Raw genomic sequence first — 26,018 nt, forward strand, 5'->3', positions numbered from 1 at the left:
CCGGAAATGAAACCGATATCCGATTGGTTTCGCAGCATATTTCCAGATTTCACGGCCCAATTTGAGGCCAATGAAGCCCACACCCGGGGATCATCAACGCCATACGAAAGCAACACAGGCGCTCATCAAAGGCATACCCCGTGGCGTTCGGGCCTTAACTGGCTATTCCAGCGCCTGGCGAAGGCCCGATGGGACCATGCCAGCCTCGGGCTCGGTCTGAAAGGCAACAACACCATCTCGCGCGCCGCGAAATTGCACACTCCGTGTTGAAACGCGCGACGCCAAGGTTAGGGCCTCGCAGAATTCCATGCCGCGCCCATAGCGAAAATAGGCAAAGGCTCCATGCAGGACATCACCTGCACCCAGGGTATCCACGGCGACAACCGGTTCAACAGGGATCTGCCCCTCTTTACCATTAAGTCGATAGTGTATCGGGAGTTCATTGCGAGAGATGGCGACTTCCTGCACGCCCAGACTGCCAATATAGTCGATTGGCGACTCATCACCCGGGCAGCGAAAGCCCGAGGACGCGATCACGCAGGTGCACAAGGGCAGGAGGCTTTCAAATCCCGGCTTCCAGCTACCGGCATCGAGCAAAACGGGAAGGCCCTGCTTGCGCGCCTCGCGCGCCATTCTCAACGCCACGGGCATCACGTGCCCATCGAGGACGAGACAGTTATTGCCGGCCGGATCGATCGCGGCCGGGCCATCGACCACCGTCACGCTTTCGGGCTGAAACGACCAGACGGTCCGGCTTCCCGTCCGGTTGTTGATCCCGATGGCAGCGGTTGCCGGCTTTTGTTGCGGATCGTTGGACAGGGCCAGGACCTCAAGCCCGAATTTTCGCGCAACGGCGCGGATAATCTCGGAATTGCCACCCTGTCCCAGATTGCCGGCAAACCTGGCGGAGCCACCGAGAATGCAATAGGTGACCGCGGCATTGAATGCGGGCCCTCCAGCGTCACAGTCATAGCCGACGCTGCGGGTTTTTTCATTCTCGGCCGGCATGGCGTCATTGTAGAAAAAATGGTCCACCGTACACAGACCAGCGAAGACAGCAGATCGGGTCACGCCAATTCCTCTTTCCGCAGGACCAAGTCGCAACCGGCATCAGTGAGCACGGTTGACGATTCGATGCCTACCACAAAAAAACCGAGCCGTTTGGCATGAAGCAGATGCATGCGCGCATCGTCAAAGAAGCAGACCTCGTCTGGTGACGCACAGTCAGCCCGGAGCGTGTCGAGCAGCTCCAGCTTGCCACCGGCGAATTGTTCGCCCGTCAAGATATCGTCAAAGCACGCGCGCAGCCCCCAATACTCCAGCATGTGTTCGATAACGTGGCGCTTTTGCGAAGACACGATTCTGACCTTTGCGGGCCGTTGCTCCGAACGCAGCGCCCGTTCCATGACTCCGAACGGTTTCAGGCCGGCCTCGGAGACGAGTTGGTAGAAGCTGGTGATACGAGCCCAGAAAAACTCGGAATCGACAATTGTGAGTCCAAAATCCTGCTCAAGCTGGCGATAGATCTGCGTTTCGGCATGTCCGCGGTAACGCTCGAAATCGAGGGGTTGATCGAGACCGTAACCGGATTTCAGCACGACCTCATAGGCGCGCTTCTGCAAGGGCTCTGTATCGGCAATCGTGCCGTCAAAATCGACCAGCCACTCGGCCTTCCCGTTCAGCAGGGTCAGTTTGCTGACAAGTTCAGAGCTCACGTAAACGCTACCCCCACGGGCTGAACCAGGAATTGCCGCTTCTGGCGGGAAAGGCGTCGTTCAAAGGATGCGATTGCCGCCAGGGCCGCTTCCCGGCCGATCAGTTCCGGGCACGAATCCACCGTCCCCACCACGTTCGCAACCCCCTGCAGGGCATAGTCGCCGAGCGGGCCGCGCAGGCCGTCATATCCCACGAAACCGATTTCATCGAGCGGCTGGAAAACCTCCAATCGCTTCAGCTCGTCCAGGTGCGTCGCGAGTGCCTGGCATATATTGTCATTCGGGCAGAACACAATCAGGCGGGAACAATCTACGGTGACGTCGGCATGGACCGGTTCCAGTGCGGCCTTGATTGCATTCATTGCCGCTTGTGGTGACCAGGAGGGCAGCTGGACCACAAAGGACTCTCGATGCCGGCCCGAGCACATGAGTGACCAACACAGCGAGCGGCCGCGGCTCTCGGCTGATGACGAGCCTTCCGGGCCGAGAAGCGCCAGATAATAGGTATTCTCACAGACGGGCAGCGCCGATGCGAGCGCGAAGGCTTCACTGCCGCCAAGCCGGTGATCGGAGCCGACATAATAGGGCAGGCGTTTGGTTGCGATGCCAAATTCAGGGTCGGGAATATCAAGGTCGAGCAGGATCACGAAGATATCCCGCGCCAGAAGAATCTTGACGTAGTCGGCCAGCCTGTTGTCCACGACGAGTGGCCTGATGGCGACGGTGCCGAAGTAGCGACGAGTCAGCTGCTCCTCGATGGCCTGAATGAGGGCATCATTGCCCGTGGGGTCCTCGATCAGCACCACTTCCGAAAATCCGTCGCGGGAATTTGACACGACTTCTTTGACGCCTTGCGCGATCTGTTTGGAATAAGGGCTGCTCTTCGCCACCATCAACAGCGAGAATCCGGTCGGTGCTATTTCATTCAGAGCGAGCAGGAGGACGCTGGCGAAAAATGACACCAGACCGCCGACCGCCAGGGAAGCGTCGGTACTGCCTGTCAGATAATTGGTCAGGACAAAGGCGACGATGACGAGCATTGCACTCACGCCTGCGACGAGCGCCTTCTTGCGTGCAATTGCTTGAATTCTTCCAATCACTACAACGCCTCCCTCGATCACGTATGGATCAGGAACAAGCTTCCGGTCAAGCAAGACGGAACGCTTGTCGGCGCCGCTTCAACCGATGGCAGCGTCTGGATAGGATGGCGGAGAGGGAGGGATTCGAACCCCCGGAACCTCGCGGTTCAACGGTTTTCAAGACCGCCGCAATCGACCACTCTGCCACCTCTCCGGTCGGCTCCAATAGCGGTCATCGGGGGCCAAGCGCAATATCTGCGTTGCAGCGGCTTACCCTCCTTTCACTATTGCGCGATAATGTGGCGGTGAATTTGGGTTGGCCGAACCTGGTGGGTCCCGTCTTGCGTCATTCATTGATTGCCAGTGCACTGGCTTTGCTTTTGCTGGCCGGCTGCGCCTCGCGCCCGGAACCGACGCGCAGCTTTGCGCGCGATGCGGTGCCGCCGCTTCCGGCCGCAACGGCTGTGGCGCCGGTTGAACTGGCGCGCCGGGTCGATACCGCGGTCCTGATCGCCGATGATACTGGCCACCAGAAGGTCGGCCGCGCCTATACCGTTGGCGGCCAGCGCTATGTGCCGCAACGCGATGATGATTACGACGTCACCGGCATCGCCTCCTGGTATGGCCCGACCTTTCATGGCCGGCCGACCGCCAATGGCGAGGTGTTTGACCAGAACGCGATGACGGCGGCGCACACGACGCTGCCCATTCCCTCCATCGCCGAGGTCACCAATCTTGAAAATGGCCGCCAAGTCGTGGTGCGGATCAATGATCGTGGCCCCTTTGTCGATGACCGCCTGATCGATCTCAGCCGCGCCGCCGCCGACCAGCTGGGCTATCGCGCCAACGGGCTGGCGCGGGTGAGGGTGCGTTATCTCGGCCCGGCCTATCCGGCTGCCGGGGCCCCGGACCCGGGCTATCAACTGGCCGATATCGGCGGACCCGACACGGTGCCGGCGCTGGAGGATGTCGCCCGCGATGCGCCGTTTTCCCCGGCCTGGGTGCCGGCGACGGGCGGTGAACTGACGGTGCAGGCCGGCGCCTTCGCCGATCTGGGCAATGCCAACCGCTTTGCCGAGCGGATCGCGGAGGCCGGCGAAGTCTGGGTCCAGGCGGTCGAAACCGGAGGCCAGACGCTCTACCGTGTCTTCGTCGGCCGCTGGAGTGACCGTCCGAGTGCTGACCAGGCGCGCACGCGGCTGGCCAGCTATGGCGTGCGCGATGCCCGGATCGTGTCCCTGAATTAGCGTCGGCAGACGCAGATAACTGAGTTTCCCGGTCGCATCTTCAGGTCTGGGTGCTGGACGTCACACTCTCGCCGCGCTTGTATGGCGTCTTCCACGCGGTAACTTCCCGATTCCCGACAGGAGCGTTCAGACGTGCGCGCACTCATTTCGACTTTCGCCTCCATCGCCGCCCTCGTGCTGGCACCCGTTCTGGCCGCGGCGCCGGCACAGGCCCAGGACAGATACGAGACCGAGGCCACCCATGCGGTGATCATGGATTACGACACCGGACAGGTCCTGTTCGCCAAGGATGCCGAGACGCCAATGGCGCCATCCTCGATGAGCAAGATGATGACGGTGCTGATGGTGCTCGAGGCCATCGAGGCCGGCACGCTCTCCATGGATGATGAACTGCCGGTGTCCGAACATGCCTGGCGCACCGGAGGTGCAGCGTCCGGCTCCTCGACCATGTTTCTCGAACTGGGCAGCCGTGCCAGCGTCGAGGATCTGCTGCGCGGCGTCATCATCCAATCCGGCGGTGATGCCTGTATCGTGTTGGCCGAAGCCCTGTCCGGCAGCGAGGCGGCCTTCGCGGACGCGATGACGGCGCGGGCGCACGAGCTGGGACTGACCAGTGCCAATTTCGCCAATGCCACCGGCTGGCCCGATCCTGACCACTATATCAGCGCCCTCGACCTAGCGCGTCTGGCCCGGATCCTGATCCGCGATCACCCGCAATATTACAGCATGTGGGCCGAGCGCGAATTCACCTATAACGGCATCCGCCAATACAATCGCAATCCGCTGCTGGGCAATTTCGCCGGCGCCGATGGCCTGAAAACCGGTCACACCGAAGCCGCTGGCTACGGTCTGGTCGGCACGGCCGAGCGCAATGGCGAACGCCGCATCATCGTCTTCAACGGCATGACCTCCAATCGCGACCGCACGGCTGAAGCCGAGCGCATGATGCGCGCCGCGATGTCGGATTTTGCCGTCTATGACCTGTTCGCCGCCGATACCGTACTTGATCCGCGCGCTGCGGTGTTCATGGGCGATGCCGATACGGTGGGCCTGCAGGTCGGCGAGGACATCCAGGTCGCGCTGCATCGCCGCGCCCGCCGCAACATGACGGTCAGCGTCGTCTATGAAGGCCCGTTGATGGCCCCGATCGAAGCCGGCCAGGAGATCGGCCGTCTCGTCGTCGAGGCGCCGGGCTATGAGGCCGAGGACTATCCGCTCTACGCCTCTGAAACTGTCGGCCGCAAGGGCATGATGGGCCGGATCGGCGCGGCGCTGGCACACATGATCCGCGGCGGCAGCTGAGATGCGCGGCCATTTCATCACGCTGGAAGGCGGCGAGGGCGCGGGCAAGACAACGCTGATCCAGGCCCTGGCTGAAAAGCTGCGTGCCCGCGGCCTCGATGTCATTGTCACCCGCGAACCGGGCGGAACCCCGGGGGCTGAATTGCTCCGCGAGATCCTGCTCACCGGCGCCATCGACCGCTGGTCGCCGATGACCGAGGCGCTTTTGATGTATGCCGCGCGCGTCGATCATGTCGAACGCCTGATCGCGCCGGCGCTGCAACGCGGCGCCTGGGTACTGTCTGACCGTTTTGCCGATTCCACCACGGCCTATCAGGGCGCGGCCGGCGGCGTGCCGATCGAGCGCATCAAGCTGCTGCACCAGGCGGCGCTGGGCAATTTCAAGCCGGATCTGACCCTGATCCTCGATATCAATCCCCAGCTCGGCATCGAGCGCACCATCGCCCGCGGCGAGGATGCGACCCGGTTCGAGCGTTTCGATCCGGGCTTTCACGGCCGATTGCGCCGGGCTTTCCTCGACATCGCCGAGGATGATCCGGAACGCTGCATCGTCCTGGACGGCGGCGAACCGGCCGAAACCGTGTTCAGTCATGCGGTCGCGGCGATCGATGGCCATCTCGGGGCGCGGCTGCTGTGAGCACGGATCCCGAGCTCGGTCCGGATGTCCAGCCCGGCTGCCTGGCGCCGCGGGAGCGTTACGACCTGTTCGGGCACGAGACCGCGGAAACCAGCCTCGCAACGGCGCTGACCGGCGGGCGCATGCATCACGCCTGGCTGATCACCGGTCCACGCGGTGTCGGCAAGGCCAGTTTTGCCTGGCGCGCGGCGCGGCGGATCCTCGGCGCGGCGCCGGCACCGGAATACGGCCCGCTCGGCGCCAGCCCGACCGATCCGGTGTGCCAATTGCTCGAGGCCAGCGCCTGTCCCGACCTCTTGCTGCTGCGGCGGCCCTGGGATGACAAGCGCAAGCGCTGGCGCGGCGAGATTACCGTCGACGAAGCGCGCAAGGCTCCACATTTCTTCGAGAAAAGTGCCAGCGCCAATGATGGCTGGCGCGTCTGCCTCGTCGATAGCGTCGACGAAATGAACAATAACGGCGCCAATGCCTTGCTGAAAACGCTGGAAGAACCGCCGCAGAAGGGCGTTCTGCTGCTGGTCGCGCATTCACCGGGACGCTTGCCCGCCACGATCCGTTCGCGCTGCCGCACCCTGGTGCTGCGGCCGCCGGAGATCGAGGCCACGGCGCAATGGCTGATCGACCAGCGCGCGGCCAGCGATGAGGCCTCGGCCCTCGCAGCCTCGCGTCTGGCTGGCGGAGCCCCCGGTCGGGCGCTGGCGCTGTGTGCGTCCGGCGGGGTCGAACTCGCCAGCCAGATCAAGCAGGTCGTCGCGCGCGGCAATTCGGCCAGCGACAGTGAAGTCCGCGCCCTGGCTGACCGGGTGGCGCGCAAGGGCAGTGAAGGGCTGCGTTCGGTCTTCTACACGGCGCTGTCCAATGCGATCCACGACGCGGCCCGCAAACAGGCCGAAAACCAGATCGATCCGACGCCCTGGCTCAATGCCTGGCGCGAGGTCAATACGCTCGCCGGCGAGGCTGACGGGCTTTATCTCGATCCGAAACAGAGTGCGCTGGCGGCGCTGGGCTATGTCCGCGACGCCGCCCGGCAGCAAAACGCGTGAGCCGTCCGATGTTTGTCGACAGTCATGTCAATCTGCATGGCGAGCAATTCGCCGAGGACCTTGATGGCGTTATCGAGCGCGCCCGCGCGGCCGGTGTCGTCCGCATGGTGACGATTTGCTGTCAATTGGCTGATTTCCCGGCGGTTTCAGCGATTGCCGAGCGCCATGACGATATCTATTGCTCGATCGGCGCCCATCCGCATCACGCCAAGGACCGGCCCGACATCACCGCCGATGAATTGCTCGAGATCGCCGCCCATCCCAAAGTCGTCGGGATTGGCGAGACCGGGCTGGATTTCCACTATAATTACAGCCCGCGCGAGGATCAGTTCGCCAGTCTGGCTGCCCATATCGAGGCGGCCCGGCGTTCCGATCTGCCCTTGATCCTGCATTGCCGCGACGCCGATGAGGCGATGGCGGACCTGCTCGAGGACGAAATGGGGAAGGGGGCCTTCCGTGCCCTTCTGCACTGTTATACCGGCGGTTCGATGCTGGCCCGGCGTGCCGCGAAGCTTGGCAGCTGGTTTGCCGCCTCCGGCATTATCACCTTCAGGAAGGCCGATGATGTCCGCGCCGTCTTCCGCGATGATGTGCCGGACGACAAGGTGATCGTCGAAACCGATTGCCCGTATCTGGCGCCGGTCCCGCATCGCGGCCAGCGCTGCGAACCGGCCTTTCTGCCGGATGTCGCTGCCGGTCTGGCAACGGTGAAAGGCTGGAGCCTGGCCGAGTGTGCCAGCCGCACGAGCGAGAATTTCTTCGATCTGTTTGACCGGGTGCCGCGGCCATGAGTGTGACGCGGCTGACCATTCTGGGCTGCGGCTCCTCGGGCGGTGTGCCACGCGCCAATGGCGATTGGGGCCTGTGCGATCCGGCCAATCCGAAGAATCGGCGCCTGCGCTGTTCGGCCCTGGTTGAACATGCCGCCGATCTCGACGCCCTGCAGGCCGGCGAGGCGGTGACGCGGATCGTCATCGACACATCACCGGACTTTCGCGAACAGATGCTGGCAGCGCGGGTGCCACGGATCGATGCTGTTCTGATCACCCATGATCACGCCGACCAGACCCACGGGCTGGATGATTTGCGCGCCTTTGCACTGCTGCAGCGCCAACGCATCCCGGTCTGGATGGACGCGGCAACCGCCAAGACCCTGACGACGCGGTTTGGCTATGCCTTCACCGCACCGCCGGGCTCGCCATATCCGGCGATTCTCGATCAGCAGGCTCTGCCGGCAATGGGTGAGGCGCTGGTGATTGACGGCGCCGGCGGGCCGGTTTCGGTGACCGGTTTCGACCAGGAGCACGGCGCCATCCGCTCCGTTGGCTTCCGCTTCGGCGCGCTGGCGTATTCGGCCGATATCAATGGACTGCCGGACGACAGCGCCGCGGTGTTGACGGATGTCGGCTGCTGGGTCGTCGATGCCTTGCGGCTCGAACCGCATCCGACACATTTCGACGTCAGCGATGCCTTGCGCGAAATCGGCCGGGTCGGTGCTCACAGCGCCGTGCTGACCAATCTCCACATCACGCTCGATCATGATGCGCTGAGCGCCGATTTGCCCGAGAGCGTCCGTTGCGCCAATGACGGATTGCGGATTCTCGCGGAAGATGGCGCAATCAGCATTGAGGAGCGTTGAAGCGGAAACGCGTTGCCCGGCTCAATATCGACATCCAATCTTTCTCATAATATTTATTATGCGCTATATTGATCCGGGTATCTGAGCCAGGTGACGCCGACCCTATTCCGGCTTCTTACTTGAAAACATCAGCTTGCGATCCAAAGCTAAGGCCAGGCCTGCAGCGAGCATCATGGCCGCACCGTGCGTAAACTGATGTCCCGGCGTCAGCGCCTCGACCACCGGCACGCGTCCGGCCAGGCCGAACGCGTCATTGCAGAGTCCGTGCGCCAGGATCGCCGGCCACAGACTGCCGCCACTGCGCATCATGCCCCGGCTCGCAATGATCGAGGCGGCCGAGCCCAGCAGGAGCAGCCACAGGCCTGGCTCCACACGGGCCAGCCTGGCCATGTTGGCCACGCTTGAGGTCCCGGCGATCCCGGTCTGTGCCGCCGCCTGCCAGCATATCGATCACCGGAATGAGACCGAGCCAGGCAAAACAGAGAAAATAGAACACGAATAATTTCGGCACCTTATGGCGTTCTTTGAATTCAGATTCTACGGTATGCAGCGTCTTAATTTTTTTGGAGCTTGAAGTATCCCGGACGCGAATTCCAGTTCATCCCCGGACATCACGCCCATCGAGCATCGAACATTCGCCCCGATCCGGGCTAGGCTGGCGCAACACCCAGCAAACCGAGTCGCCCTGCCATGCCGCAAGCCCCAGACGCCGCCCTCACCCCGATCAACCGCCTGATTGCGATCATGGCCTGCCTGCGCGACCGCGAGACCGGTTGTCCCTGGGATCTGGAACAGGACTTCAAGTCGATCGCCGCCTACACGGTCGAGGAGGCCTATGAGGTCGCTGATGCCATCGAGCGCGAACAGTATGACGAGCTCAAGGACGAGCTGGGCGATCTTTTGCTCCAGGTCGTGTTCCACGCCCGCATGGCGCAGGAGGCCGGCCTGTTCGGGTTTGACGATGTCGCCGCCGCCATCAATGACAAGATGATCCGGCGCCATCCGCATGTGTTTGGCGATGCGGTGCAGCGCGACAGTGCGGCGCAGACGGTGGAGTGGGAGGCGCAGAAGGCGCGCGAACGCGCCGCCAGCCGCAAGGGCGATGGCGTGCTCGCCGACATCCCCCTCGCCTTGCCGGCCGTCAAACGCGCCCAGAAGCTGCAGGCCCGCGCCGCCCGGGTCGGATTTGACTGGCCCGATGCCGAACAGGTGTTCGACAAGCTCGCCGAGGAAGTCGCCGAAGTGCGTGAGGCCATTCTCTCCGGAGATGGCGAACACATCGCCGAGGAGGTCGGCGATTTAATGTTTGTTTGCACTAATTTGGGCCGGAAACTCAATGTAAATGTCGAAGCCGCAACGCGTAGCGCCAACGCCAAGTTCGAGCGCCGTTTCGGCTATATCGAAGGCAAGCTCGCCGCCGCGGGCCGGCGGCCGGAGGATGCCTCGCTCGAGGAAATGGAAGCGCTGTGGAACGAGGCAAAGGGGATCGACAAGGCCAAAAGGCCCGTTTCCGCCTAGTCTCTAGTAGTCCTCGACTTCCAGCGGCGGCAGGAAACCGGCCAGCTCGGGAAACAGCGAGCGGAAACGGCCGGCATCAGACGGAGACAGGCGTACGCGCATTGTCGTCTCGCCGGTTTCGCCATTCATTTCATCGCTGACGACTTCGCCATGCTGGTGCAGCCAGGCCAGGGCTTTCGCCTGGTGCGGGGCGAGCAGCAATTGCAGAATCTCGGAATCGGCGGCCAGCGCGGTCTCGATCGCTTCAAGCAGGGTCTCGAGCCCGGTGCCGGCAATCGCGGAAATGCCCAGCTTGACCGGCATGCCCGCCTTGGTATTGGCGATATCAAGCGTGATCGTCACATCCTCGAGTGCCTCGTCATCCAGGCGGTCGATCTTGTTCCAGGCCTCGATCATGCGCTGGTCATGGTCCGGTCCCGCCTCGATTTCGTCGAGGACCTCCTCGACATCACCGATACGTCCGTCGCGATCCGGGTCGGAGGCATCGATGACATGGATCAGCAGATCCGCTTCGCGGACCTCTTCCAGCGTGGCGCGGAAAGCGGCGATCAGCTCGGTCGGCAGATCGGTGATGAAACCCACGGTGTCAGACAGCAAAACCTTGGTGCCGCGCGGCAATTCGACCGCCCTCACCGTCGGGTCCAGCGTGGCAAACGGCATATCACGCGCCAGAACGTCGGCGCCGGTCAGGCGATTGAACAGGGTCGATTTGCCGGTATTGGTATAGCCGACCAGGGCGACGACCGGGATCGGCACTTCCTGGCGCTTGGAGCGGTGCAGATTGCGGGTGCGGCGCACTTCATCGAGCGCGCGGCGCAGCTTGACCATCTTGTCGTCAATGATGCGGCGATCGGTTTCGATCTGGGTCTCGCCGGGACCAGACATGACGCCGCCACCACCGCGCTGGCGCTCCAGGTGGGTCCAGGTGCGAACCAGGCGCGAGCGTTCATAGGAGAGACGCGCCAGTTCGACCTGCAGCCCGCCCTCCTTGGTGCGCGCCCGCTGACCGAAAATCTCCAGGATCAGGCCGGTACGGTCGATCACTTTCACATTCCAGGATTTCTCGAGATTGCGTTGCTGGACCGGCGACAGGCTGGCATCGACCACAGCGACCGTCGCCTCGCCGGCGACAATCCGCTCGCGCAGCTCCTCGACCTTGCCGGAACCGAAATAGCGGGCGGACTCGATCTTGCGCAGCGGCGTGACGAAGGCTTCAGCGACAATCAGGTCGAGAGCCTCGGCCAGGCCGCAGGCTTCCTCGAGGCGCGCGTCAGCGCGCGCCAGGCGATCCCGTGTCACGGGATGAATGATAATGGCGCGGGTGGGTGGCGCCTCGCGTTCGATCAATCGGTGAAGCTCTCGGGCTCTGCCTCGTCATCATCGGTCCGCTCGGCTTCAAACAGGGAAACCGGCTGGGCGGGCATGATGGTCGAAATGGCGTGTTTATAGACCAGTTGCGACAACCCGTCCCGGCGAAGCAGGACGCAAAAATTGTCGAACCAGGTTACCACGCCCTGCAGCTTGACGCCATTGATGAGGAAGATTGTGAGCGGTGTCTTCGTCTTGCGCACCGAATTGAGGAAGACGTCCTGAAGGTTTTGTTTTTTATCTTGAGACATGATTGCTCCGAGTGCGCTGCACCATAATAGCGATTCGAGTGTCAGCGTATACAGCGCACGGCCTGAGCCGCAACCGTTTCGCTGCGTCCTGATGGGGCGCAAACCGCTCAAATCAATTCAAGATACGCCGAGCGAAGCGCCGTGGCGACTGAACCGGGGGCGCCATTGCCCACGGGGCGGTCATCAATCCGGATGATCGGCGTCACGAAGGAGGTGGCAGAGGTCATGAAGGCCTCACGGGCCGATTGCGCCTCCGCAACAGTGAAGGCGCGCTCTTCGAGCTTATAGCCCAACGCCTGCGCACGCTGGATAATCCTCGCCCGTGTGATCCCGTGCAGGATGTCGTGGTCGGTCTGACGCGTGACCAGCACGCCGTCGGCGGTAACGATCCAGGCATTGGTCGACGCCCCCTCGGTCACCTGCCCGCCCGCATCCACGAGCCAGGCCTCGGCGGCACCGGCTTCATGGGCGGCCTGTTTCGCCAGCACATTGGGCAGGAGATTGACGGTCTTGATATCGCGCCGCGCCCATCGCTGGTCGGGCAGGCTGATGACCGCGACGCCCGCATCGGCCCGGCGCTGCGCTGCAGCATGGTCGAGGCGTTTGGTGGTCATCACCACGGTTGGACGGACCGGTCCGGACGGAAAGGCATGATCGCGCCGGGCGCGGCCCCGGGAGATCTGCAGATAGACAAGCCCGTCACGGACGCGATTGCGGCGCAGGAGTTCCGCGATGACGAGCCGATAGCCCGCTTCGGTCTTCGGATTGACGATCCGCAATTCGCGCAGTGAGCGGTCGAGCCGGGCAAAATGGCCGTCCGCATCCATCAGCTCACCGGCGCGCACGCTCCAGACCTCGTAAATGGCGTCCGCGAACTGAAAGCCGCGGTCCTCGATATGGATCATGGCGTCGGCATGGGGCTGATAGCGCCCGTTCACATAGGCAAAACGCGTCAATGGCTTACTTCCTGATAAACAAGGCCCACACGGCCGCCAGGGCAGCCAGCACTTCCAGACGCCCCAAAATCATGGCCGGAATGAGGACGAGCTTGGCCGCATCACTCATCGCCTCCCAGTCCCAACCGATCTCCGCCTCCTGGTAGAGCGGTCCGATATTGGCCAGCGCCGCCGCCATTGCGATGAAACCGTGCTCGAAATCCAGCCCGGCCAGGGTCAGCAGCACGGTTCCGATCCCGAGCGCAAACAGGAAGGCTAGGACATATGACCAGATTGCGATCAGGGCCCGGTCGGGGGCCGGCCGGTCCCTGAAACTCATCGGCTGCATGATCGACGGATCGGCCAGCGTCGCGAGTTCGACCCCCATCCGGCGCCAGAGCAGCATGATGCGCGAAATCTTGATGCCACCGGTCGTCGATCCGGCCGCGCCTCCGATCATGGCCATGAAAATGGCGGCGACCAGAACCGGCATTTCCGCGCTGCCATATCCATAGCCGGCCGTAGTAACGACGAATACCGCCCGGGCGATGTCCTGGAATAACTGCCCCGGGCTGGCGATAATGAAGAAGGCGGCGAGGACACTGACCATGATCGCGAGACCGGCCAGGTCGATATCGAGCCAGGCCGTGCGGTCGCGCAGCGCGTCCCAATAGAGCGAGAAATTCACCGCGCCGATCAGGCAACCGAGCATGATCAACAGGACGGATGCAGAATTGAGATGTTGATCGAGCCCGCCGGAAAACGGCGCATATCCGCCCGTCGAGATGGAGCCGAAGGCGAGCGTGATCGCCTCATAGGCCGTGTTCCCCGTCAGGATCAGCGACATCCAGATGATGGCAGTCAGCACGGCATAGACCAGGAAGATGCGCGTCGCAGCCAGGCGCAGATGCGACAGGACATCATCGGCCTGGACCGTCAGCAGGGTCGAACGGCGGATCGCCGGGATATCCCGGTCGAGGGCCGCGAAAACCGCGATCGCGAGCAATACCGTTGCGAATCCGCCGAGCCAGGACAGCACGGCCCGCCACAGCACCAGCGAGCGCGGCAGATCCTCGGGCGGCAGCAGGATCGCTCCGGTCGTGGTGACCGAGGAATAGGCCTCGAACAGGGAATCGACGGCGTCGAAATAGCCAGACAGATAAAAGGGCACGGCGGCAAGCAGCGGAATGGTGATCCAGGCCAGCAGGCCAAGGACCAGGGCATCAAGCGCGCTCGCCCCGACCGGCATGCTGCGTGTCGCCGCCAGGATCAGCGAACCGGGTGCCAGCCCGACGGCCATCGTCACGCCGAACAGGGGCGCCAGATGCCGCTCGCCCAGCCCGAATGCCGCCAGGCCAACAAGGGCAGCGACGAGGCCAAGGGCGACCCAGAGTGCGGCGAGTGGCCGGAGGAGTGCAGCCAAGGCCATGGCGCTTAAAAATACTCGAGGCTGACGCGGAACAGGTGTTCGACCTTGGGGATCAGCGCCGTGTTGCAGAACAGCAGGACCCGGTCATTTTCCCGGATCCGCCCCTCATCGCAAGGCAGCAAGACCCGGTCGCCACGCACGACGGCGCCCAGCGCCACACCGTCGGGCAATTCCAGTTCGTCGAGGGATTTTCCGACCAGCGGCGAGGTCGAGAGCGCGATACCCTCAAGCGCCTCGGCGAGGCCGCCGCCAAGGGTCTGCAGCCCGGTGATCCGGCCGCGGCGAATGTGTTGCAGGATGATCGAGACCGTGGTCGCACGCGGATCGATCAACACGTCGATCCCCAGGGGCTGCCGCAGGGATTCAAAGGCGCGCTCATTGATGAGGCTGAGGGCGCGCTTGGCCCCTTCCCGCTTGGCCATCACCGCGGAGAGCATATTGACCTTGTCGTCATTGGTGACACAGACGACCAGCTCGGCATCGGGCACACCAGCCTCGCGCATCAATCGCGCATCGAGCCCGTCGCCATGCAGCACCACCGTTTTCTTGAGACGTCCGGCCGCGGCTTCCGCGTGCTCCTTGCTGGCCTCGATCAGGCGCACCTTGATACCGCCGGCACGCTCGAGGGCGCGTGCGACATAGACCCCGATATTGCCGGCGCCGACGACCACGACCCGGCGGATCTTCTCGGCGCTTCGGCCGAAGATATCCAGCACGCGTTTGGCGTGGGCGCTCTCGGTGACGACATAGACATCATCGCCCGCCAGCAAGGGATCGGTACGCTTGGGAATGAACAGGGTGCGTTCGCGCTGCACGCCGACCACGGCGACGCGCAGATCCGGGAACAGCTCCATCAATTGCTCGGTGGTCGAACCGGCTACTGGTGAGCTCTCGTCAAGCCGCAGGCCGAGCAATTGCACCCGCCCGCCGGAGAACACTGCGGTGTTGAATGCGCCCGGCGTCTCGACCCGCTGGAGAATGGCGCGACCCACTTCCAGCTCCGGCGAAATGACCACATCAACCGGCAGATTGCCGGTGCTGAACAGATCACCCCAGGCCGGGTCGAGATAATTCTGGGCCCGGACCCGCGCGATCCGCATCGGGGTCTTGAACAGCGAGTGTGCCACCTGGCAGGCGACCATATTGGTTTCGTCGGAATGGGTGACGGCGACGAGCAGGTCCGCTTCCGCGGCCCCGGCGCGTTCGAGCACGTCGGGGTGGGAGCCATGGCCGACGACGCCGCGCACATCCAGTTCGGTGACGACATTGTCGACCAGCGAGGTCGACCAGTCGACGACGGTGACGGAATTGCCTTCACGCGCCAGCGCCCGGGCAATCCCGACCCCGACTTGCCCTGCCCCGCAAACAATCGCTTTCATGATGACTTGTCCGACTGGCCGCCTGGCGCAGATTCGCGTGGATTGCCGGACACGCTGAGGGATTTCAGCTTGCGATGCAAGGCCGATCGTTCCATGCCAATGAAGGCTGCCGTGCGCGAGATATTGCCGCCGAAACGGTCGATCTGGGCCCGCAGATACTCACGCTCGAAATTCTCCCTGGCCTCGCGCAGCGACAGAGCAATCATTTTCTCGGCGTCGAAGCCGGCTTCGGCCGTATCGCGCGTCACCACTTCCGATGGCAGGGAATCGAGCGTGATCGGCGCCGATTGCGATCCGGTCGCCAGGATCAGCAAGCGCTCGATATTATTGCGCAATTGCCGGACATTGCCGGGCCAGCCATGCGCCTGCAGTGCAGCCATGACGTCGGGACCAAATTCCCGGCGCGGCAGGCCGGCGGAATGCGTCAGGCGGCTCACGAAATGCTCGACCAGCTCGGGAATATCCTCGCGCCGCTCGGCCAGCGGCGGCACGACAACCGGCACGACGGCAAGCCGGTGATAGAGGTCCTCGCGGAATTTCCCTTCCTCGATCCGGGTGCGCAATTCCTGTGAGGAACTGGAGATCACCCGGACATTGACCTCGACATCGGCCGTGCCGCCAATACGCCGGAAGCGCTGTTCGACCAGCAGGCGCAGAAGCTTTGACTGGGTCTCGCGCGGCATGTCGGCGATTTCGTCGAGGAACAGCGTGCCGCCATGGGCCCGTTCGAGCAGGCCGACACGCTTGATCGCCCCGTCGGTATTCTCGCGTCCGAACAATTCTTCCTCGAACTCGTCGGGGGACATGCCAGGGGCGCTGACGGCGACGAAGTCGGAACTGGCGCGGGGTGATTTCTCATGGATCAGCCGCGCGACCAATTCCTTGCCGGCGCCCGATGGCCCCTTGATCAGGACACGGCTATTGGTCGGGCCGACGCGATCGATCAGCTGGCGCATCTGGACGATGCCGGTGGAATTGCCGATCAGGGCGTTCTGGACGTCGCTGCGGGCGCGCAATTGCGCATTCTCGGTGCGCAGCCGGCTGGTCTCCAATGCCCGCGACAAGGTCAGAAGAAGCTTGTCGCTCTTGAACGGCTTCTCGATGAAGTCATAGGCACCCTTGCGGATGGCCGCGACGGCGGTCTCGATCGTGCCATGGCCCGAGATCACGACGATCGGCAGGTCGGGATCAATCGCGCGGAACTCGTCGAGCAATTCCAGCCCGTCCAGCCGGCTGCCCTGCAGCCAGACATCGAGAATGATCAGCGAGGGCTGACGCGCCTGAAACTCGCGCATCGCACCATCGGAATCCGCCGCACCGCGGGTCTCATAGCCCTCGTCCTCAAGCAAACCGCCGATCAACTCGCGGATATCCGCCTCGTCATCCACAATCAGGATGTCACGTGCCATCGGTCAGGCCTCCTTCTGAGAATATAATTCGGGGTCGGAATCGTCTGCCAGCGGGAAGATCAGGCGCACGACAGCGCCCTGCCCCGTCTCCGGCAGACCGAGTTCAAGCCGGCCCTTGTGATCTTCCATGACGCGCTTGACGATCGCGAGGCCAAGGCCCGTGCCTTTTTCCCGCGTCGTCATATAGGGTTCGGTCAGCCGCTCGCGATTGGCTGTTGGCCATCCCAGGCCATTGTCGCTGACCTCGATCACGGCAAAGCCGTCTTCTTCACTCAATTCAACGCGAATGCGGCCGGGTTCGCCTGCACCCTCATCGGCCTCCATGCGCGCAATTACGCTTTCGCCCGCATTCTTGAGGATATTGACCATCGCCTGGCTGGACAGGCGGGCATCGCACAGGGCGTAGACCGGACGATCGGGCCGCTTGAAACTGGTCTCGACCGATGGCGTGGCGACGCGTTGGGCAAAGCTGGCCGCCTGGGTCAGCTCACCCATTTCCACCGGCTCGACCTTCGGCTCCGGCATGCGGGCAAAGGAGGAGAATTCATCCACCATGCGGCCGATATCGCTGACCTGGCGGATAATGGTGTCGGTGCAACGGTCGAAGGTCTCGAGATCGGTGACGATTTCCTTGCGGTATTTGCGCTTGATCCGCTCGGCCGAAAGCTGGATCGGGGTCAGCGGATTCTTGATTTCGTGCGCGATCCGCCGCGCAACCTCACGCCAGGCGGCATTGCGCTGGGCGGTTACCAGGCGCGTGACATCGTCAAAGGTGATGATGAGGCCGGCTTCCTCGTCCATCGTCGCCCGTGCCGAGAGGTAGCGGATCTGTTCGTCGGCGGTCTTGAGGTCGATCTGAGCCTCGGCGACATAGCCGGGGCGGCGACGGGCCTGGGCGACGATCTCGCTGAGTTCCGGCGCAATATCCTCGATCCGGGCGCCGACCAGATCATCGGTCTCCGGCCCCAGATGGCTGACGGCCGAACGGTTGATCAGACGCACCCGGTTTTCATGGTCGATCCCGAGCACGCCGGCGCTCACCCCGGCCAGGACTGCCTCGGTGAAGGCCCGCCTTTGCTCGGATTCCGCGTGCGAGGCGATCAGTTCGCGGCGCTGGGTGCGCAATTGCCGGGTCATCCGGTTGAAAGCGCGGCCAAGAGCGGAAATCTCGTCATCCTCGCGCCCCATCTGCACCCGGGCATCGAGATCGCCGCGTCGCACCCGCTCGGCTGCGGCCACGAGCCTGGAGATCGGCGTCACAACCCGCGTCGCGGCGGAGAGCGCCAGCCAGAGCGAGCCGATCACGATCAGCACCACGACCTCGGCATAGAGCAGGAAGAAGACGACGCGGGCCTCGCCCTCATGCTCGCGCACCGTGCGCAGCGAATCGCTGGCATTGAGGATGTCGCGCCAAAGACTCATGTCCATCTCGCGCGAGACGTAGAGATAGGCGCCTTCGTAATTCTCGAGCTGGAACAGCATCCGCATCGCGTCAGCGCTGCTTTCGATGCCGGCCCGGGTCGCGAAAAGCGGTCCGGTCACGCCGACCCCGCCCTCTTCGGCGCCTTCATAGAGGTCCGGTGTCGGCGGGATATAGACCTCGTTGGGACGAAATTCCGCTTCCGCCATGCGCGCGCCGCGGGCATCAACAATATAGGCGGCCGCCAATTGCGAGCGGGCGACATAGCTGGCGAAAATCGTGTTGTACTGGATGCGGCTGCTGGTGAAGAGCGTCGCGGCTTCCTCATTGTCGATCGCATTGGCCAGTGCCGTCAGCCGCGACCTAGTCACATTGGCTTCCTGGTAATAGACGTCCTGGGCCGTGCGCGAGGCGGTGTCGACGAAACTGCTGACCTGCTCGCCGAACCAGTATTCAACGCCGCGCGTCAGGATCAGGCCGAGGAACATTGCGGCAAAGATCGCCGGCGCGGTCGCTGCCAGCGAGAACAGGCCAACGAAACGCAGGTGCAGGCGCGGTGCCGGTTCGCCAAATCGCCGCCCACGCATGCGCCGCCTCAGACGGATCAACACCACCGAGGCCAGGGCAATCAGAAGCAGGAGATTGCCGATCAGGATCGCCAGCGTCAGCCGGTCGCCCGGCTCCAGCACGGCCCCGTCGCCGAGAATCGCGATCGAGGTCAGCACGACCACCGTCAACGAGAGAACGAATCCAATGCCGAACAGCGCGGCCGAGCGCGGCGAGACGTTCTTGATCAATGGTCCTGATTGCGACGGGCTCAACCGCATTTCCCTTGTCTGGTTGCCGCATCATTGCCCGCATGTTGCATGAAATCAACACCCGTGCCGCAGCCGCCACAACCTCAAGAAGTTTCACCCAGCTCAGCGAGCCGCCGCGCCAGCGTATTCCGGTTTACGCCCAGCATTTCAGCGGCTTTCGATCGGTTGCCCTCTGCGCGCGTCAGCGCTTGCTCAAACAGGGCGCGGTCCAGGGCATCAACCGCGACCTGCCGCGAATCAGGCTCGCCGAGGGCAGCGCTGGCGAGATTGGAGGCATGCGACGCCAGGGCGTCAGGCCTGTCAGCGCTATCGGTCAGCATCGCCCGCGCGATGTCCTCCGGTCCCGCCAGCCGCCCCCGCGTTGCCAGGGCAAGCCGCGACAACACCGAGCGCAGCTCGACGACATTGCCCGGCCAGGCCGCCGCTTCGAGCAATTGCCGGGCAGACGGCGATAATTGCAGCGCGCTCTGGCTGTCGCGCGCCGCGAACTCGTTGAGAAAGGCATCGCACAGGACGGGAATGTCGCTGCGGCGGTCACGGAGCGGCGGCACGGTCACGACGCATTCGGACAGGCGCTCCAGCAGGCGGGTGTCGGGTGCCCGGCTGCCGGGTGTGGAGACGGTGGCAATCACGCGTCCGCGGCCGGTATCGAGCGCATCGCGCGCCGCGCGCTGTTGGTGCGGACTCCACTCATCGAGGCGCAGCCACAGCAGTTCCGATGCGGCGCTCGTCGATGCGAAGATATCCTCGGTGCGGTGCGACGGGGTGATCAGGACCACATCCTCGGTCCGGATCCCGCGCGCCCGTAGCAGCGCGCTCGCCGCCTGGCGCTTGCCGGTCCCGGCCTCGCCGCGGATCGTCACGTGCGCCCGGCTGGTCGCCGCGCGGGCGATCGCCTTGAATGTCGTCTGCATCGCCGCGGACTGGCCGATAAAGCCAGTCGGTTCACGCGAGCCACCCTCATTGTGGCGCAGGCGCGTCTCGGCCAGTGCAGCGCTGACGGCCGCCAGCATGACATCGAGATCGAAGGGTTTGGGCAGGTATTCAAATACACCGCCCTTCTCGGCCCCGATTGCGGTGCTCGCGGTGGTCTGAGCGCTCATGACGATCACCGGCATGTCCGCGCGCAGGCGTTTGACCAGGCCAAGGCTTTCAAGAAAGCTGGTGCCGTCGAGCAGGACGTCGGCCAGCAGGAGGTCACCCTCGCCGGCCTTGACCCAGTTGAGCACGGCATCGATCGAGGCGGTGGCGCGCACCTGATAACCTGCCGAACTGAGGGCCCGCGACAGAATCAGCTTCAGGCTTTCATCGTCTTCCAGCAACAGGATGCGCGCACTCATTTCACCTCTCCCTTGAGGATGGGCAGTCTCAGATTGAAAACGGTTCGTCCGGGCACGCTCTCATAATCAAGCTGCCCGTCATGCAGGGCCATGATCCGCGCGGAAAATGCGAGGCCCAGGCCCTCGCCCGCCGGCTTGGTCGTCACGAAGGGCGTGAATATCCCGCTGCCCAGAGTGGCGGGAATCCCCTCGCCATTATCCATCACCGATAGCAAAAGCGGTGTCGCGACATCGCCGGTGCGGCTGCGCGGACCGGCATCAAAGCGGGTTGAAACCGTGATTTTGGCTCCCTCCCGGTCGGGCATGGCATCGAGGGCATTCTGCAACAGGTTGACCACGGTCTGGTGCAACAGGTCGGGATCCCCGAAAGAGTCCGGAAGCGACGGGTCAAAGCGTTCCTGTATAATGTCGGCCGCGGCCGGATTGGCGCGGGTGATGCTTTCAATCGCACTGATCGCCAGCCGGTTGAGGTTGACGGCCGACCGGGTGCCGAGCTGGATATCGCCGACGCCGCTCCAGTGGTCCGCCAGACGGGTGATACGGTCGACATCCTGGACAATCACGCGCGCCAGCTCGCCGGCGGTTTCCAGATCGGTTTCACGGGCGATCAGCTGCGCGGCACCGCGCACACTGGCGAGCGGGTTCTTCAGCTCGTGCGCCAGCATGCGACCAAAGCCGAGCGCCGCCGCCTGCGAGGCCTGCGGACCCGTGTCGCAATGCGGCAGGATGGAGAGCGTCACCGTTTCAAGCTCTTCGGACCAGCGCGCGTGAAGGTCGCTGATCTCACCGGCACCGACCGCTTCACCGAGCGCAACGACGGTCCGCCGGTTGTTCGCGGCTTGTTCAATGAAGTCCAGCAGGCGGGCGCCGCGCGGGAAAGCCTGGCGCAGATCGGTGCGCTGCAAGGTGCGCAGCGACAGGCCGAACCATTCCTGTGCCTGCAGATTGGCCCAGGCCAGCCGGCAATCGGCAGTGAAAACGAGAATCGGGATTGCCGACTGTTCTGCGGCACCCAGGGCCCAATCGGCCTCGCTGCGGCCCGTCCCTGTCATGCTGCGATCCGCCGGCCCGGCTGGTAATCGAGCAGGCGTTCCAGCGCCGCACAGATCGCGACCGGATCTTTCGACCGGCACAACACATCGCGGACGCCCAGCAGGGTTGCGGGCGGCAGGTGCGCGCCGTCCAGCTCCAGGAAGGACGCGAAATGCTTGCGCATCATGCGGATACCCAGCGCTTCACCATAAAAGGCATTGGCGGCCCCGGCCTGTTCGATCAAGGCGGCGATCCGCTCATTCCAGGGCGTGACCGGCATCGTGCCCGTCAGCAGGCCGGCACCGATTTCACCCACCAGCCAGGGCCGTCCCTGGGCCGCACGGCCGATCATCACGCCATCGGCACCCGACAGCGCCAGGGCCTCGCGCGCCTGGTCCAGCGTTGCGATATCGCCATTGACCAGCAGTGGCACATCGACTGCCTCACGCACGGCGCGAACGGCGGCCCAGTCGGCACTGCCGGTATAGAATTGCTGCCGCGTGCGGCCATGAACGGTGATCATGGCGATACCGGCATCGACCGCGCGCCGTGCCAGTTCCGGGGCGTTGAGGCAGTCATGATCCCAGCCGAGGCGCATTTTCAGCGTTACCGGAATGCTTACCGCGGCCAGCGTCGCCTCGATCAGCGTCATCGCATGGTCGAGATCGCGCATCAGGGCCGAGCCTGACAGGCCCTTCGTCACCTGGCGCGCCGGACAGCCCATATTGATGTCGACGATATCGGCACCGGCGGCTTCGGCGATCCGCGCGCCTTCGGCCATCCATTCCGCCTGGCGGCCGGCGAGCTGGATCACGCGCGGGGCGAGGCTGGCATCGGCGGCAGCCTTGCGCACCATATCCACCCGGCCGCGTGCCAGCGCATCGCTGGCGACCATTTCCGACACCACCATGCCGGCGCCAAAACGCTGGGCCTGGCGGCGGAACGGCAAATCGGTGACGCCTGACATGGGTGCCAGCACCGCCGGAATCACGATCTCATGGGGGCCGATGGAGAAACTCATGCGTCTGGACAATTCAACCGGTTGCAGCGTAAGCCGGGCAAGCTAGCGATCTTGCTGCGCTGCGGCAATGGACGAGGCCTGCATATGAAAATCGGTGCCATTATTGTTGCGGGCGGCCGCGGGACACGCGCCGGTGGCGATGTGCCCAAGCAATATCGCGAAATCGGGGGCCGGCCGGTGCTGGCCCGGACGCTGGACGTCTTCCTGGCGCATCCGCTGATCGGATCGGTCATCGTAGTGATCGGCGCGGAGGATTCGGAGCGATTTGAAGCCCTTGCACCGCTTCTTGCGGGAGGCGTTGAGACCGTGACCGGCGGGGCAACCCGCACCGCCTCGGTACGGGCCGGGCTGCAGGCCCTCGAACACGCCGGCGTCGATGCGGTGATGATCCATGACGCCGCACGGCCCTTTCTCAGTGCCGCTCTGATCACCGCCCTCGCCGATGCATTGAAGGACCACGCGGCTGTGCTGCCGGCTCTGGCCAGCGTCGATGCCTTGATGCAGCTCGACGCCACGGGACGCCTCGTCAGGGTCATCAATCGAGACGAGGTCGCTGCGGCCCAGACACCGCAGGCTTTTCGCATGGCGGAACTGATGCAGGCCTATCGGGCGCTGGGCGAGACCGCCCTGCCCGATGACGCGGCCGTCGCCGTGCGCGCCGGCATGGATGTCCATACCGTTCGCGGTGAAGCAGGGAATTTCAAATTGACCACACCTGATGATTTCGCCCGCGCCGAAGCGATGCTGAACGCCCCGACCGCGATCACCGTGACCGGCCAGGGCTTTGATGTTCACCGGCTGGAGGCGGCGGAGGCCATGATGCTGTGCGGCATCGAGATCCGCGACGGGCTGGGTCTGGTCGGGCATTCCGACGCCGATGTCGGCCTGCACGCCCTGACCGATGCCATTCTCGGCGCGGCCGGCGCAGGCGATATCGGCCAGCATTTCAGTCCCAGTGATCAGCGCTGGAAAGGCGCGGCCTCGGACCGTTTCGTGCTTCATGCGCTTGATCTGCTGCAGCAGGCCGGCGGCAGTGTTCTCCACGCCGACATCACCCTGATCGGCGAGCGCCCGAAGGTTGGTCCACACCGCGACGCCATGCGGGCGCGGGTCGCCGAATTGCTCGGGCTCGAGCTCCGGCGCGTCAATATCAAGGCGACGACGACAGAAAAGCTCGGCTTCACCGGCCGCGGCGAAGGCCTCGCCGCCCAGGCCATCATTACAGCAAGGATGACATGATGTTCCCCAACCAACTTGTTCAAAAGGCGACGCAATTCCTCGACGACGCCCGCACCGCCGGCGTGCTGGCGGCGACGGCCGAGAGCTGTACCGGCGGCCTGTTGTCCGGGCTGATCACCGACATCGCCGGCGCCTCGGATGTGTTCGAGCGCGGCTTTGTGACCTATTCCAACGAGGCCAAATGCGAACTGCTCGGCATCCCTACGGCCGTCATCGCGGCCAATGGCGCCGTCTCCGCCGAGGTGGCCCGACGCATGGCGCAGCAATGTCTGTTCAAGTCCAACGCCGATATCACCGTATCCATAACAGGCGTCGCCGGCCCCGGTGGCACGCCGCACAAGCCGGCCGGCCTGGTCTATTTTGGTCTGGCAGTGCGCGATCACCCCACCCGCGTGTTGTGCCAGCGCTTTGGGGATCGTGGCCGTACGCAGGTGCGTCTGGCCTCGGTTGAAACCGCGCTGGATCTATTGAGTGAGGGCGTCGATCTCATCGCCCAGATCGAGATCGGGATCGCCGACTGAGGCATAGCGCCGTGCCGCCTCGTCGGAGAAGCGCTTGACCAGAATGTGGGCGGCGCGTTCGCGCTGGCTGTCGAGCAGCATCTGCAACACCATATTGCGGAACGCGGCCTTGATGTGAAACCGCACCAAGGTCGAGCCGTCGGACAATGGATAAAAGCGCCAGTTATTCTCCAGCACCCGGAACGGGCCGGCGACGAAGCCGACATCGATCGTGCGCGCGGCCGCGTCCGCCTTCACCGCGCTGGTGAAGCGCTCGGTGACGAATTTGTAGCGGATGCGCGCCTCGGCCGTCAGCTCGGTGACGGAACCGGTCTTGCTTTCCTTCAGCACGCGCATGGCGGTGATCTGATGGATGAAATCGGGATAGCGGCGAACATCCGAGACAAGATCGAACAGATCATCGGCGGCGTGAAACAGCCGCAAGGTCTCGGTCAGATTGACGGTCACACGCGGCCCAGAGAGGCTTCCCGCGCGGCGCGCAGCCGGGCAAAATCCTCGCCGGCATGGTGGCTCGAGCGCGTCAGCGGTGTCGCCGAGACCATCAGGAAGCCCTTGGCGCGGGCAATCGTCTCATAGGCCTTGAACTCTTCCGGCGTCACGAAACGCTGGACGGCGGCGTGCTTGCGGGTCGGCTGCAGATACTGGCCGATGGTGAGAAAATCGATGCCGGCGGAACGCATGTCGTCCATCACCTGCATGACCTCCTCCTTGCTCTCACCGAGACCGACCATGATGCCGGACTTGGTGAATTGCTCCGGATCGCGATCCTTGACGCGTTCCAGCAGCCGCAGCGAATGGAAATAGCGCGCGCCGGGACGGATCGACAGATAGAGGCGCGGCACGGTTTCCAGATTGTGGTTGAACACGTCGGGACGCGCATCGATCACGGTTTCTGCGGCGCCCGTCTTGCGCAGGAAATCGGGGGTGAGGATCTCGATCGTCGTGCCCGGTGCCGCCTCGCGGATCGCCTCGATCACTTCGACGAAATGCTGCGCGCCACCATCGGCGAGATCATCGCGATCAACCGAGGTGATGACGACATGCTTCAGACCCATCTGGGCCACAGCCTCGGCAACACGGCGCGGCTCGTCCGTATCAACCGGGCCCGGCAGGCCGGTTTTCACATTGCAGAAGGAACAGGCGCGGGTGCAGGTATCGCCCAGGATCATGAAGGTGGCGTGCTTCTGCTCCCAGCACTCACCGATATTGGGGCAGCCCGCCTCCTGGCACACGGTGACGAGTGCGCCTTCGGTGACGATTTTCTGGGTCTCGGCAAACACCTTGCCGAGCGGCGCACGCACCCGGATCCAGTCCGGTTTGCGCAGGACGGGTGTATCGGCGCGCTTCTGCTTTTCCGGGTGCCGGGCGGCGCGGGTCTCGGAGGCTGTAGCAGCGGCGGCAGACGAGGCTGTGTTGTCGATCAGATTGGCCATGAACGGGATGTATGCCGGAGCGCGTGGTGGATCAAGCCGGGGCAGCGGTTTGATGGCGGTGGCATACCGTCAGGGACTCGCCGGTCGGGATCATTGACCGCGGCGTGCGGTTCCCGGCACCGTCTCCCGGCGGTAATTCCGCGCCACCGCTGCCTACAAGACCAGGGCGCACGCGACAGGTAACTTATGGATGTATCATGTCTCTCAATAACTTGCCCCGGAGAAAGTGTCCGCTGGTTACGC

Annotated in this window: 25 protein-coding genes and 1 tRNA gene; 9 read left to right on the plus strand and 17 right to left on the minus strand. The window is 63.9% G+C overall.

Annotated features, from left to right (window positions below; genetic code table 11):
• Window positions 1-162 precede the first annotated feature (162 nt).
• From ACN0YL_RS08495 to ACN0YL_RS08510, 4 genes are all read right to left on the minus strand, one after another.
• Window positions 163-1,071, minus strand: a complete 909-nt coding sequence (locus ACN0YL_RS08495) for a PfkB family carbohydrate kinase (protein ID WP_417497688.1) — start codon at window positions 1,069-1,071, stop codon at window positions 163-165.
• Entirely contained in the window at window positions 1,068-1,715 is a 648-nt protein-coding gene (locus ACN0YL_RS08500) for an HAD family hydrolase (RefSeq protein ID WP_417497689.1), read from the minus strand. Before ACN0YL_RS08500 ends, ACN0YL_RS08495 begins: the two co-directional genes overlap by 4 nt.
• Window positions 1,712-2,815, minus strand: a complete 1,104-nt coding sequence (locus tag ACN0YL_RS08505; protein WP_417497690.1) for a hypothetical protein — start codon at window positions 2,813-2,815, stop codon at window positions 1,712-1,714. Before ACN0YL_RS08505 ends, ACN0YL_RS08500 begins: the two co-directional genes overlap by 4 nt.
• A 105-nt stretch (window positions 2,816-2,920) precedes the next feature.
• A tRNA-Ser gene (locus ACN0YL_RS08510) sits at window positions 2,921-3,008 on the minus strand.
• Window positions 3,009-3,135: 127 nt separating this feature from the next.
• Between ACN0YL_RS08510 and ACN0YL_RS08515 the strand changes: the two genes are divergently transcribed.
• The 6 genes from ACN0YL_RS08515 to ACN0YL_RS08540 all read left to right on the plus strand — a co-directional run bounded on the left by ACN0YL_RS08515 (window position 3,136) and on the right by ACN0YL_RS08540 (window position 8,662).
• On the plus strand, window positions 3,136-4,041 hold the full coding sequence (locus tag ACN0YL_RS08515) for a septal ring lytic transglycosylase RlpA family protein (RefSeq protein ID WP_417497691.1): 906 nt from the start codon (window positions 3,136-3,138) through the stop codon (window positions 4,039-4,041).
• A 132-nt stretch (window positions 4,042-4,173) separates the two neighbouring features.
• Window positions 4,174-5,343 carry a D-alanyl-D-alanine carboxypeptidase family protein gene (locus ACN0YL_RS08520; RefSeq protein ID WP_417497692.1) on the plus strand — a complete coding sequence of 390 codons (1,170 nt, stop codon included), beginning with the start codon at window positions 4,174-4,176 and terminating at the stop codon, window positions 5,341-5,343.
• Window position 5,344: 1 nt separating this feature from the next.
• On the plus strand, window positions 5,345-5,980 hold the full coding sequence (gene tmk, locus ACN0YL_RS08525; RefSeq protein ID WP_417497693.1) for a dTMP kinase: 636 nt from the start codon (window positions 5,345-5,347) through the stop codon (window positions 5,978-5,980).
• Window positions 5,977-7,023, plus strand: coding sequence for a DNA polymerase III subunit delta' (locus ACN0YL_RS08530; protein WP_417497694.1), 1,047 nt, complete (start codon window positions 5,977-5,979; stop codon window positions 7,021-7,023). Before tmk ends, ACN0YL_RS08530 begins: the two co-directional genes overlap by 4 nt.
• A gap of 8 nt (window positions 7,024-7,031) precedes the next feature.
• On the plus strand, window positions 7,032-7,814 hold the full coding sequence (locus tag ACN0YL_RS08535; protein WP_417491783.1) for a TatD family hydrolase: 783 nt from the start codon (window positions 7,032-7,034) through the stop codon (window positions 7,812-7,814).
• Window positions 7,811-8,662 (plus strand): MBL fold metallo-hydrolase, encoded by an 852-nt coding sequence (locus tag ACN0YL_RS08540; RefSeq protein ID WP_417497695.1) that lies wholly within the window; start codon window positions 7,811-7,813, stop codon window positions 8,660-8,662. The genes ACN0YL_RS08535 and ACN0YL_RS08540 overlap by 4 nt, the downstream gene beginning before the upstream one ends.
• A 102-nt stretch (window positions 8,663-8,764) precedes the next feature.
• On the opposite strand, the gene ACN0YL_RS08545 is transcribed toward ACN0YL_RS08540, so the two are convergent.
• Window positions 8,765-9,061 (minus strand): hypothetical protein, encoded by a 297-nt coding sequence (locus tag ACN0YL_RS08545; protein WP_417497696.1) that lies wholly within the window; start codon window positions 9,059-9,061, stop codon window positions 8,765-8,767.
• A gap of 291 nt (window positions 9,062-9,352) precedes the next feature.
• Here ACN0YL_RS08545 and mazG point away from each other — a divergent pair, with 291 nt between their 5' ends.
• The gene (gene mazG / locus ACN0YL_RS08550) at window positions 9,353-10,180 is read left to right on the plus strand and encodes a nucleoside triphosphate pyrophosphohydrolase (RefSeq protein ID WP_417497697.1); all 828 of its coding nucleotides are present in this window, start codon (window positions 9,353-9,355) and stop codon (window positions 10,178-10,180) included.
• Between the two features lie 3 nt (window positions 10,181-10,183).
• Here the strand turns inward: mazG and hflX are convergent, their stop codons facing one another.
• From hflX to dusB, 10 genes are all read right to left on the minus strand, one after another.
• A complete protein-coding gene (gene hflX, locus ACN0YL_RS08555; RefSeq protein WP_417492147.1) occupies window positions 10,184-11,527 on the minus strand; it encodes a GTPase HflX in 1,344 nt (447 codons plus the stop codon).
• Entirely contained in the window at window positions 11,524-11,799 is a 276-nt protein-coding gene (gene hfq / locus ACN0YL_RS08560) for an RNA chaperone Hfq (RefSeq protein WP_339745168.1), read from the minus strand. Before hfq ends, hflX begins: the two co-directional genes overlap by 4 nt.
• A 107-nt stretch (window positions 11,800-11,906) precedes the next feature.
• Window positions 11,907-12,755, minus strand: a complete 849-nt coding sequence (locus tag ACN0YL_RS08565) for a D-amino-acid transaminase (RefSeq protein ID WP_417497698.1) — start codon at window positions 12,753-12,755, stop codon at window positions 11,907-11,909.
• A gap of 4 nt (window positions 12,756-12,759) precedes the next feature.
• On the minus strand, window positions 12,760-14,157 hold the full coding sequence (locus tag ACN0YL_RS08570) for a potassium transporter TrkG (protein ID WP_417497699.1): 1,398 nt from the start codon (window positions 14,155-14,157) through the stop codon (window positions 12,760-12,762).
• Between the two features lie 11 nt (window positions 14,158-14,168).
• Window positions 14,169-15,542 carry a Trk system potassium transporter TrkA gene (gene trkA / locus ACN0YL_RS08575; protein ID WP_417468182.1) on the minus strand — a complete coding sequence of 458 codons (1,374 nt, stop codon included), beginning with the start codon at window positions 15,540-15,542 and terminating at the stop codon, window positions 14,169-14,171.
• On the minus strand, window positions 15,539-16,951 hold the full coding sequence (locus tag ACN0YL_RS08580) for a sigma-54-dependent transcriptional regulator (protein WP_417497700.1): 1,413 nt from the start codon (window positions 16,949-16,951) through the stop codon (window positions 15,539-15,541). The genes trkA and ACN0YL_RS08580 overlap by 4 nt, the downstream gene beginning before the upstream one ends.
• A gap of 3 nt (window positions 16,952-16,954) precedes the next feature.
• Window positions 16,955-19,168, minus strand: coding sequence for an ATP-binding protein (locus tag ACN0YL_RS08585; RefSeq protein WP_417468185.1), 2,214 nt, complete (start codon window positions 19,166-19,168; stop codon window positions 16,955-16,957).
• Between the two features lie 104 nt (window positions 19,169-19,272).
• Window positions 19,273-20,529: a sigma-54-dependent transcriptional regulator gene (locus ACN0YL_RS08590; protein ID WP_417468187.1), complete on the minus strand. Its 1,257-nt coding sequence runs from the start codon at window positions 20,527-20,529 to the stop codon at window positions 19,273-19,275.
• A complete protein-coding gene (locus ACN0YL_RS08595) occupies window positions 20,526-21,581 on the minus strand; it encodes a two-component system sensor histidine kinase NtrB (protein ID WP_417492152.1) in 1,056 nt (351 codons plus the stop codon). The genes ACN0YL_RS08590 and ACN0YL_RS08595 overlap by 4 nt, the downstream gene beginning before the upstream one ends.
• Window positions 21,578-22,582 (minus strand): tRNA dihydrouridine synthase DusB, encoded by a 1,005-nt coding sequence (gene dusB / locus ACN0YL_RS08600; RefSeq protein ID WP_417492153.1) that lies wholly within the window; start codon window positions 22,580-22,582, stop codon window positions 21,578-21,580. The genes ACN0YL_RS08595 and dusB overlap by 4 nt, the downstream gene beginning before the upstream one ends.
• Window positions 22,583-22,666: 84 nt before the next feature.
• Here dusB and ACN0YL_RS08605 point away from each other — a divergent pair, with 84 nt between their 5' ends.
• Together ACN0YL_RS08605 and ACN0YL_RS08610 are read left to right on the plus strand one after the other, a co-directional pair.
• A complete protein-coding gene (locus ACN0YL_RS08605; RefSeq protein ID WP_417497701.1) occupies window positions 22,667-23,821 on the plus strand; it encodes a bifunctional 2-C-methyl-D-erythritol 4-phosphate cytidylyltransferase/2-C-methyl-D-erythritol 2,4-cyclodiphosphate synthase in 1,155 nt (384 codons plus the stop codon).
• Window positions 23,818-24,342 carry a CinA family protein gene (locus ACN0YL_RS08610; RefSeq protein ID WP_417497702.1) on the plus strand — a complete coding sequence of 175 codons (525 nt, stop codon included), beginning with the start codon at window positions 23,818-23,820 and terminating at the stop codon, window positions 24,340-24,342. Before ACN0YL_RS08605 ends, ACN0YL_RS08610 begins: the two co-directional genes overlap by 4 nt.
• Here the strand turns inward: ACN0YL_RS08610 and ACN0YL_RS08615 are convergent.
• Complete coding sequence (locus ACN0YL_RS08615; RefSeq protein ID WP_417497703.1) at window positions 24,286-24,789, minus strand: type II toxin-antitoxin system RatA family toxin; 504 nt, start codon at window positions 24,787-24,789, stop codon at window positions 24,286-24,288. The two genes, ACN0YL_RS08610 and ACN0YL_RS08615, sit on opposite strands and share 57 nt — an antisense overlap.
• On the minus strand, window positions 24,786-25,775 hold the full coding sequence (gene lipA / locus ACN0YL_RS08620) for a lipoyl synthase (RefSeq protein WP_417497704.1): 990 nt from the start codon (window positions 25,773-25,775) through the stop codon (window positions 24,786-24,788). The genes ACN0YL_RS08615 and lipA overlap by 4 nt, the downstream gene beginning before the upstream one ends.
• Window positions 25,776-26,018: the final 243 nt, after the last annotated feature.

The sequence above is a fragment of the Maricaulis sp. genome (assembly GCF_048269565.1).
Lineage (GTDB): Bacteria > Pseudomonadota > Alphaproteobacteria > Caulobacterales > Maricaulaceae > Maricaulis.

What these genes read in the sequence shown, in the direction of transcription:
- tmk (WP_417497693.1), top strand. Translation starts at nt 5,345, where the DNA reads ATGCGCGGCCATTTCATCACGCTGGAAGGCGGCGAGGGCGCGGGCAAG.
- ACN0YL_RS08535 (WP_417491783.1), top strand. Translation starts at nt 7,032, where the DNA reads ATGTTTGTCGACAGTCATGTCAATCTGCATGGCGAGCAATTCGCCGAG.
- ACN0YL_RS08540 (WP_417497695.1), top strand. Translation starts at nt 7,811, where the DNA reads ATGAGTGTGACGCGGCTGACCATTCTGGGCTGCGGCTCCTCGGGCGGT.
- mazG (WP_417497697.1), top strand. Translation starts at nt 9,353, where the DNA reads ATGCCGCAAGCCCCAGACGCCGCCCTCACCCCGATCAACCGCCTGATT.
- hfq (WP_339745168.1), bottom strand. Translation starts at nt 11,799, where the DNA reads ATGTCTCAAGATAAAAAACAAAACCTTCAGGACGTCTTCCTCAATTCG.
- trkA (WP_417468182.1), bottom strand. Translation starts at nt 15,542, where the DNA reads ATGAAAGCGATTGTTTGCGGGGCAGGGCAAGTCGGGGTCGGGATTGCC.
- ACN0YL_RS08580 (WP_417497700.1), bottom strand. Translation starts at nt 16,951, where the DNA reads ATGGCACGTGACATCCTGATTGTGGATGACGAGGCGGATATCCGCGAG.
- ACN0YL_RS08590 (WP_417468187.1), bottom strand. Translation starts at nt 20,529, where the DNA reads ATGAGTGCGCGCATCCTGTTGCTGGAAGACGATGAAAGCCTGAAGCTG.
- ACN0YL_RS08595 (WP_417492152.1), bottom strand. Translation starts at nt 21,581, where the DNA reads ATGACAGGGACGGGCCGCAGCGAGGCCGATTGGGCCCTGGGTGCCGCA.
- dusB (WP_417492153.1), bottom strand. Translation starts at nt 22,582, where the DNA reads ATGAGTTTCTCCATCGGCCCCCATGAGATCGTGATTCCGGCGGTGCTG.
- ACN0YL_RS08605 (WP_417497701.1), top strand. Translation starts at nt 22,667, where the DNA reads ATGAAAATCGGTGCCATTATTGTTGCGGGCGGCCGCGGGACACGCGCC.
- ACN0YL_RS08610 (WP_417497702.1), top strand. Translation starts at nt 23,818, where the DNA reads ATGATGTTCCCCAACCAACTTGTTCAAAAGGCGACGCAATTCCTCGAC.
- lipA (WP_417497704.1), bottom strand. Translation starts at nt 25,775, where the DNA reads ATGGCCAATCTGATCGACAACACAGCCTCGTCTGCCGCCGCTGCTACA.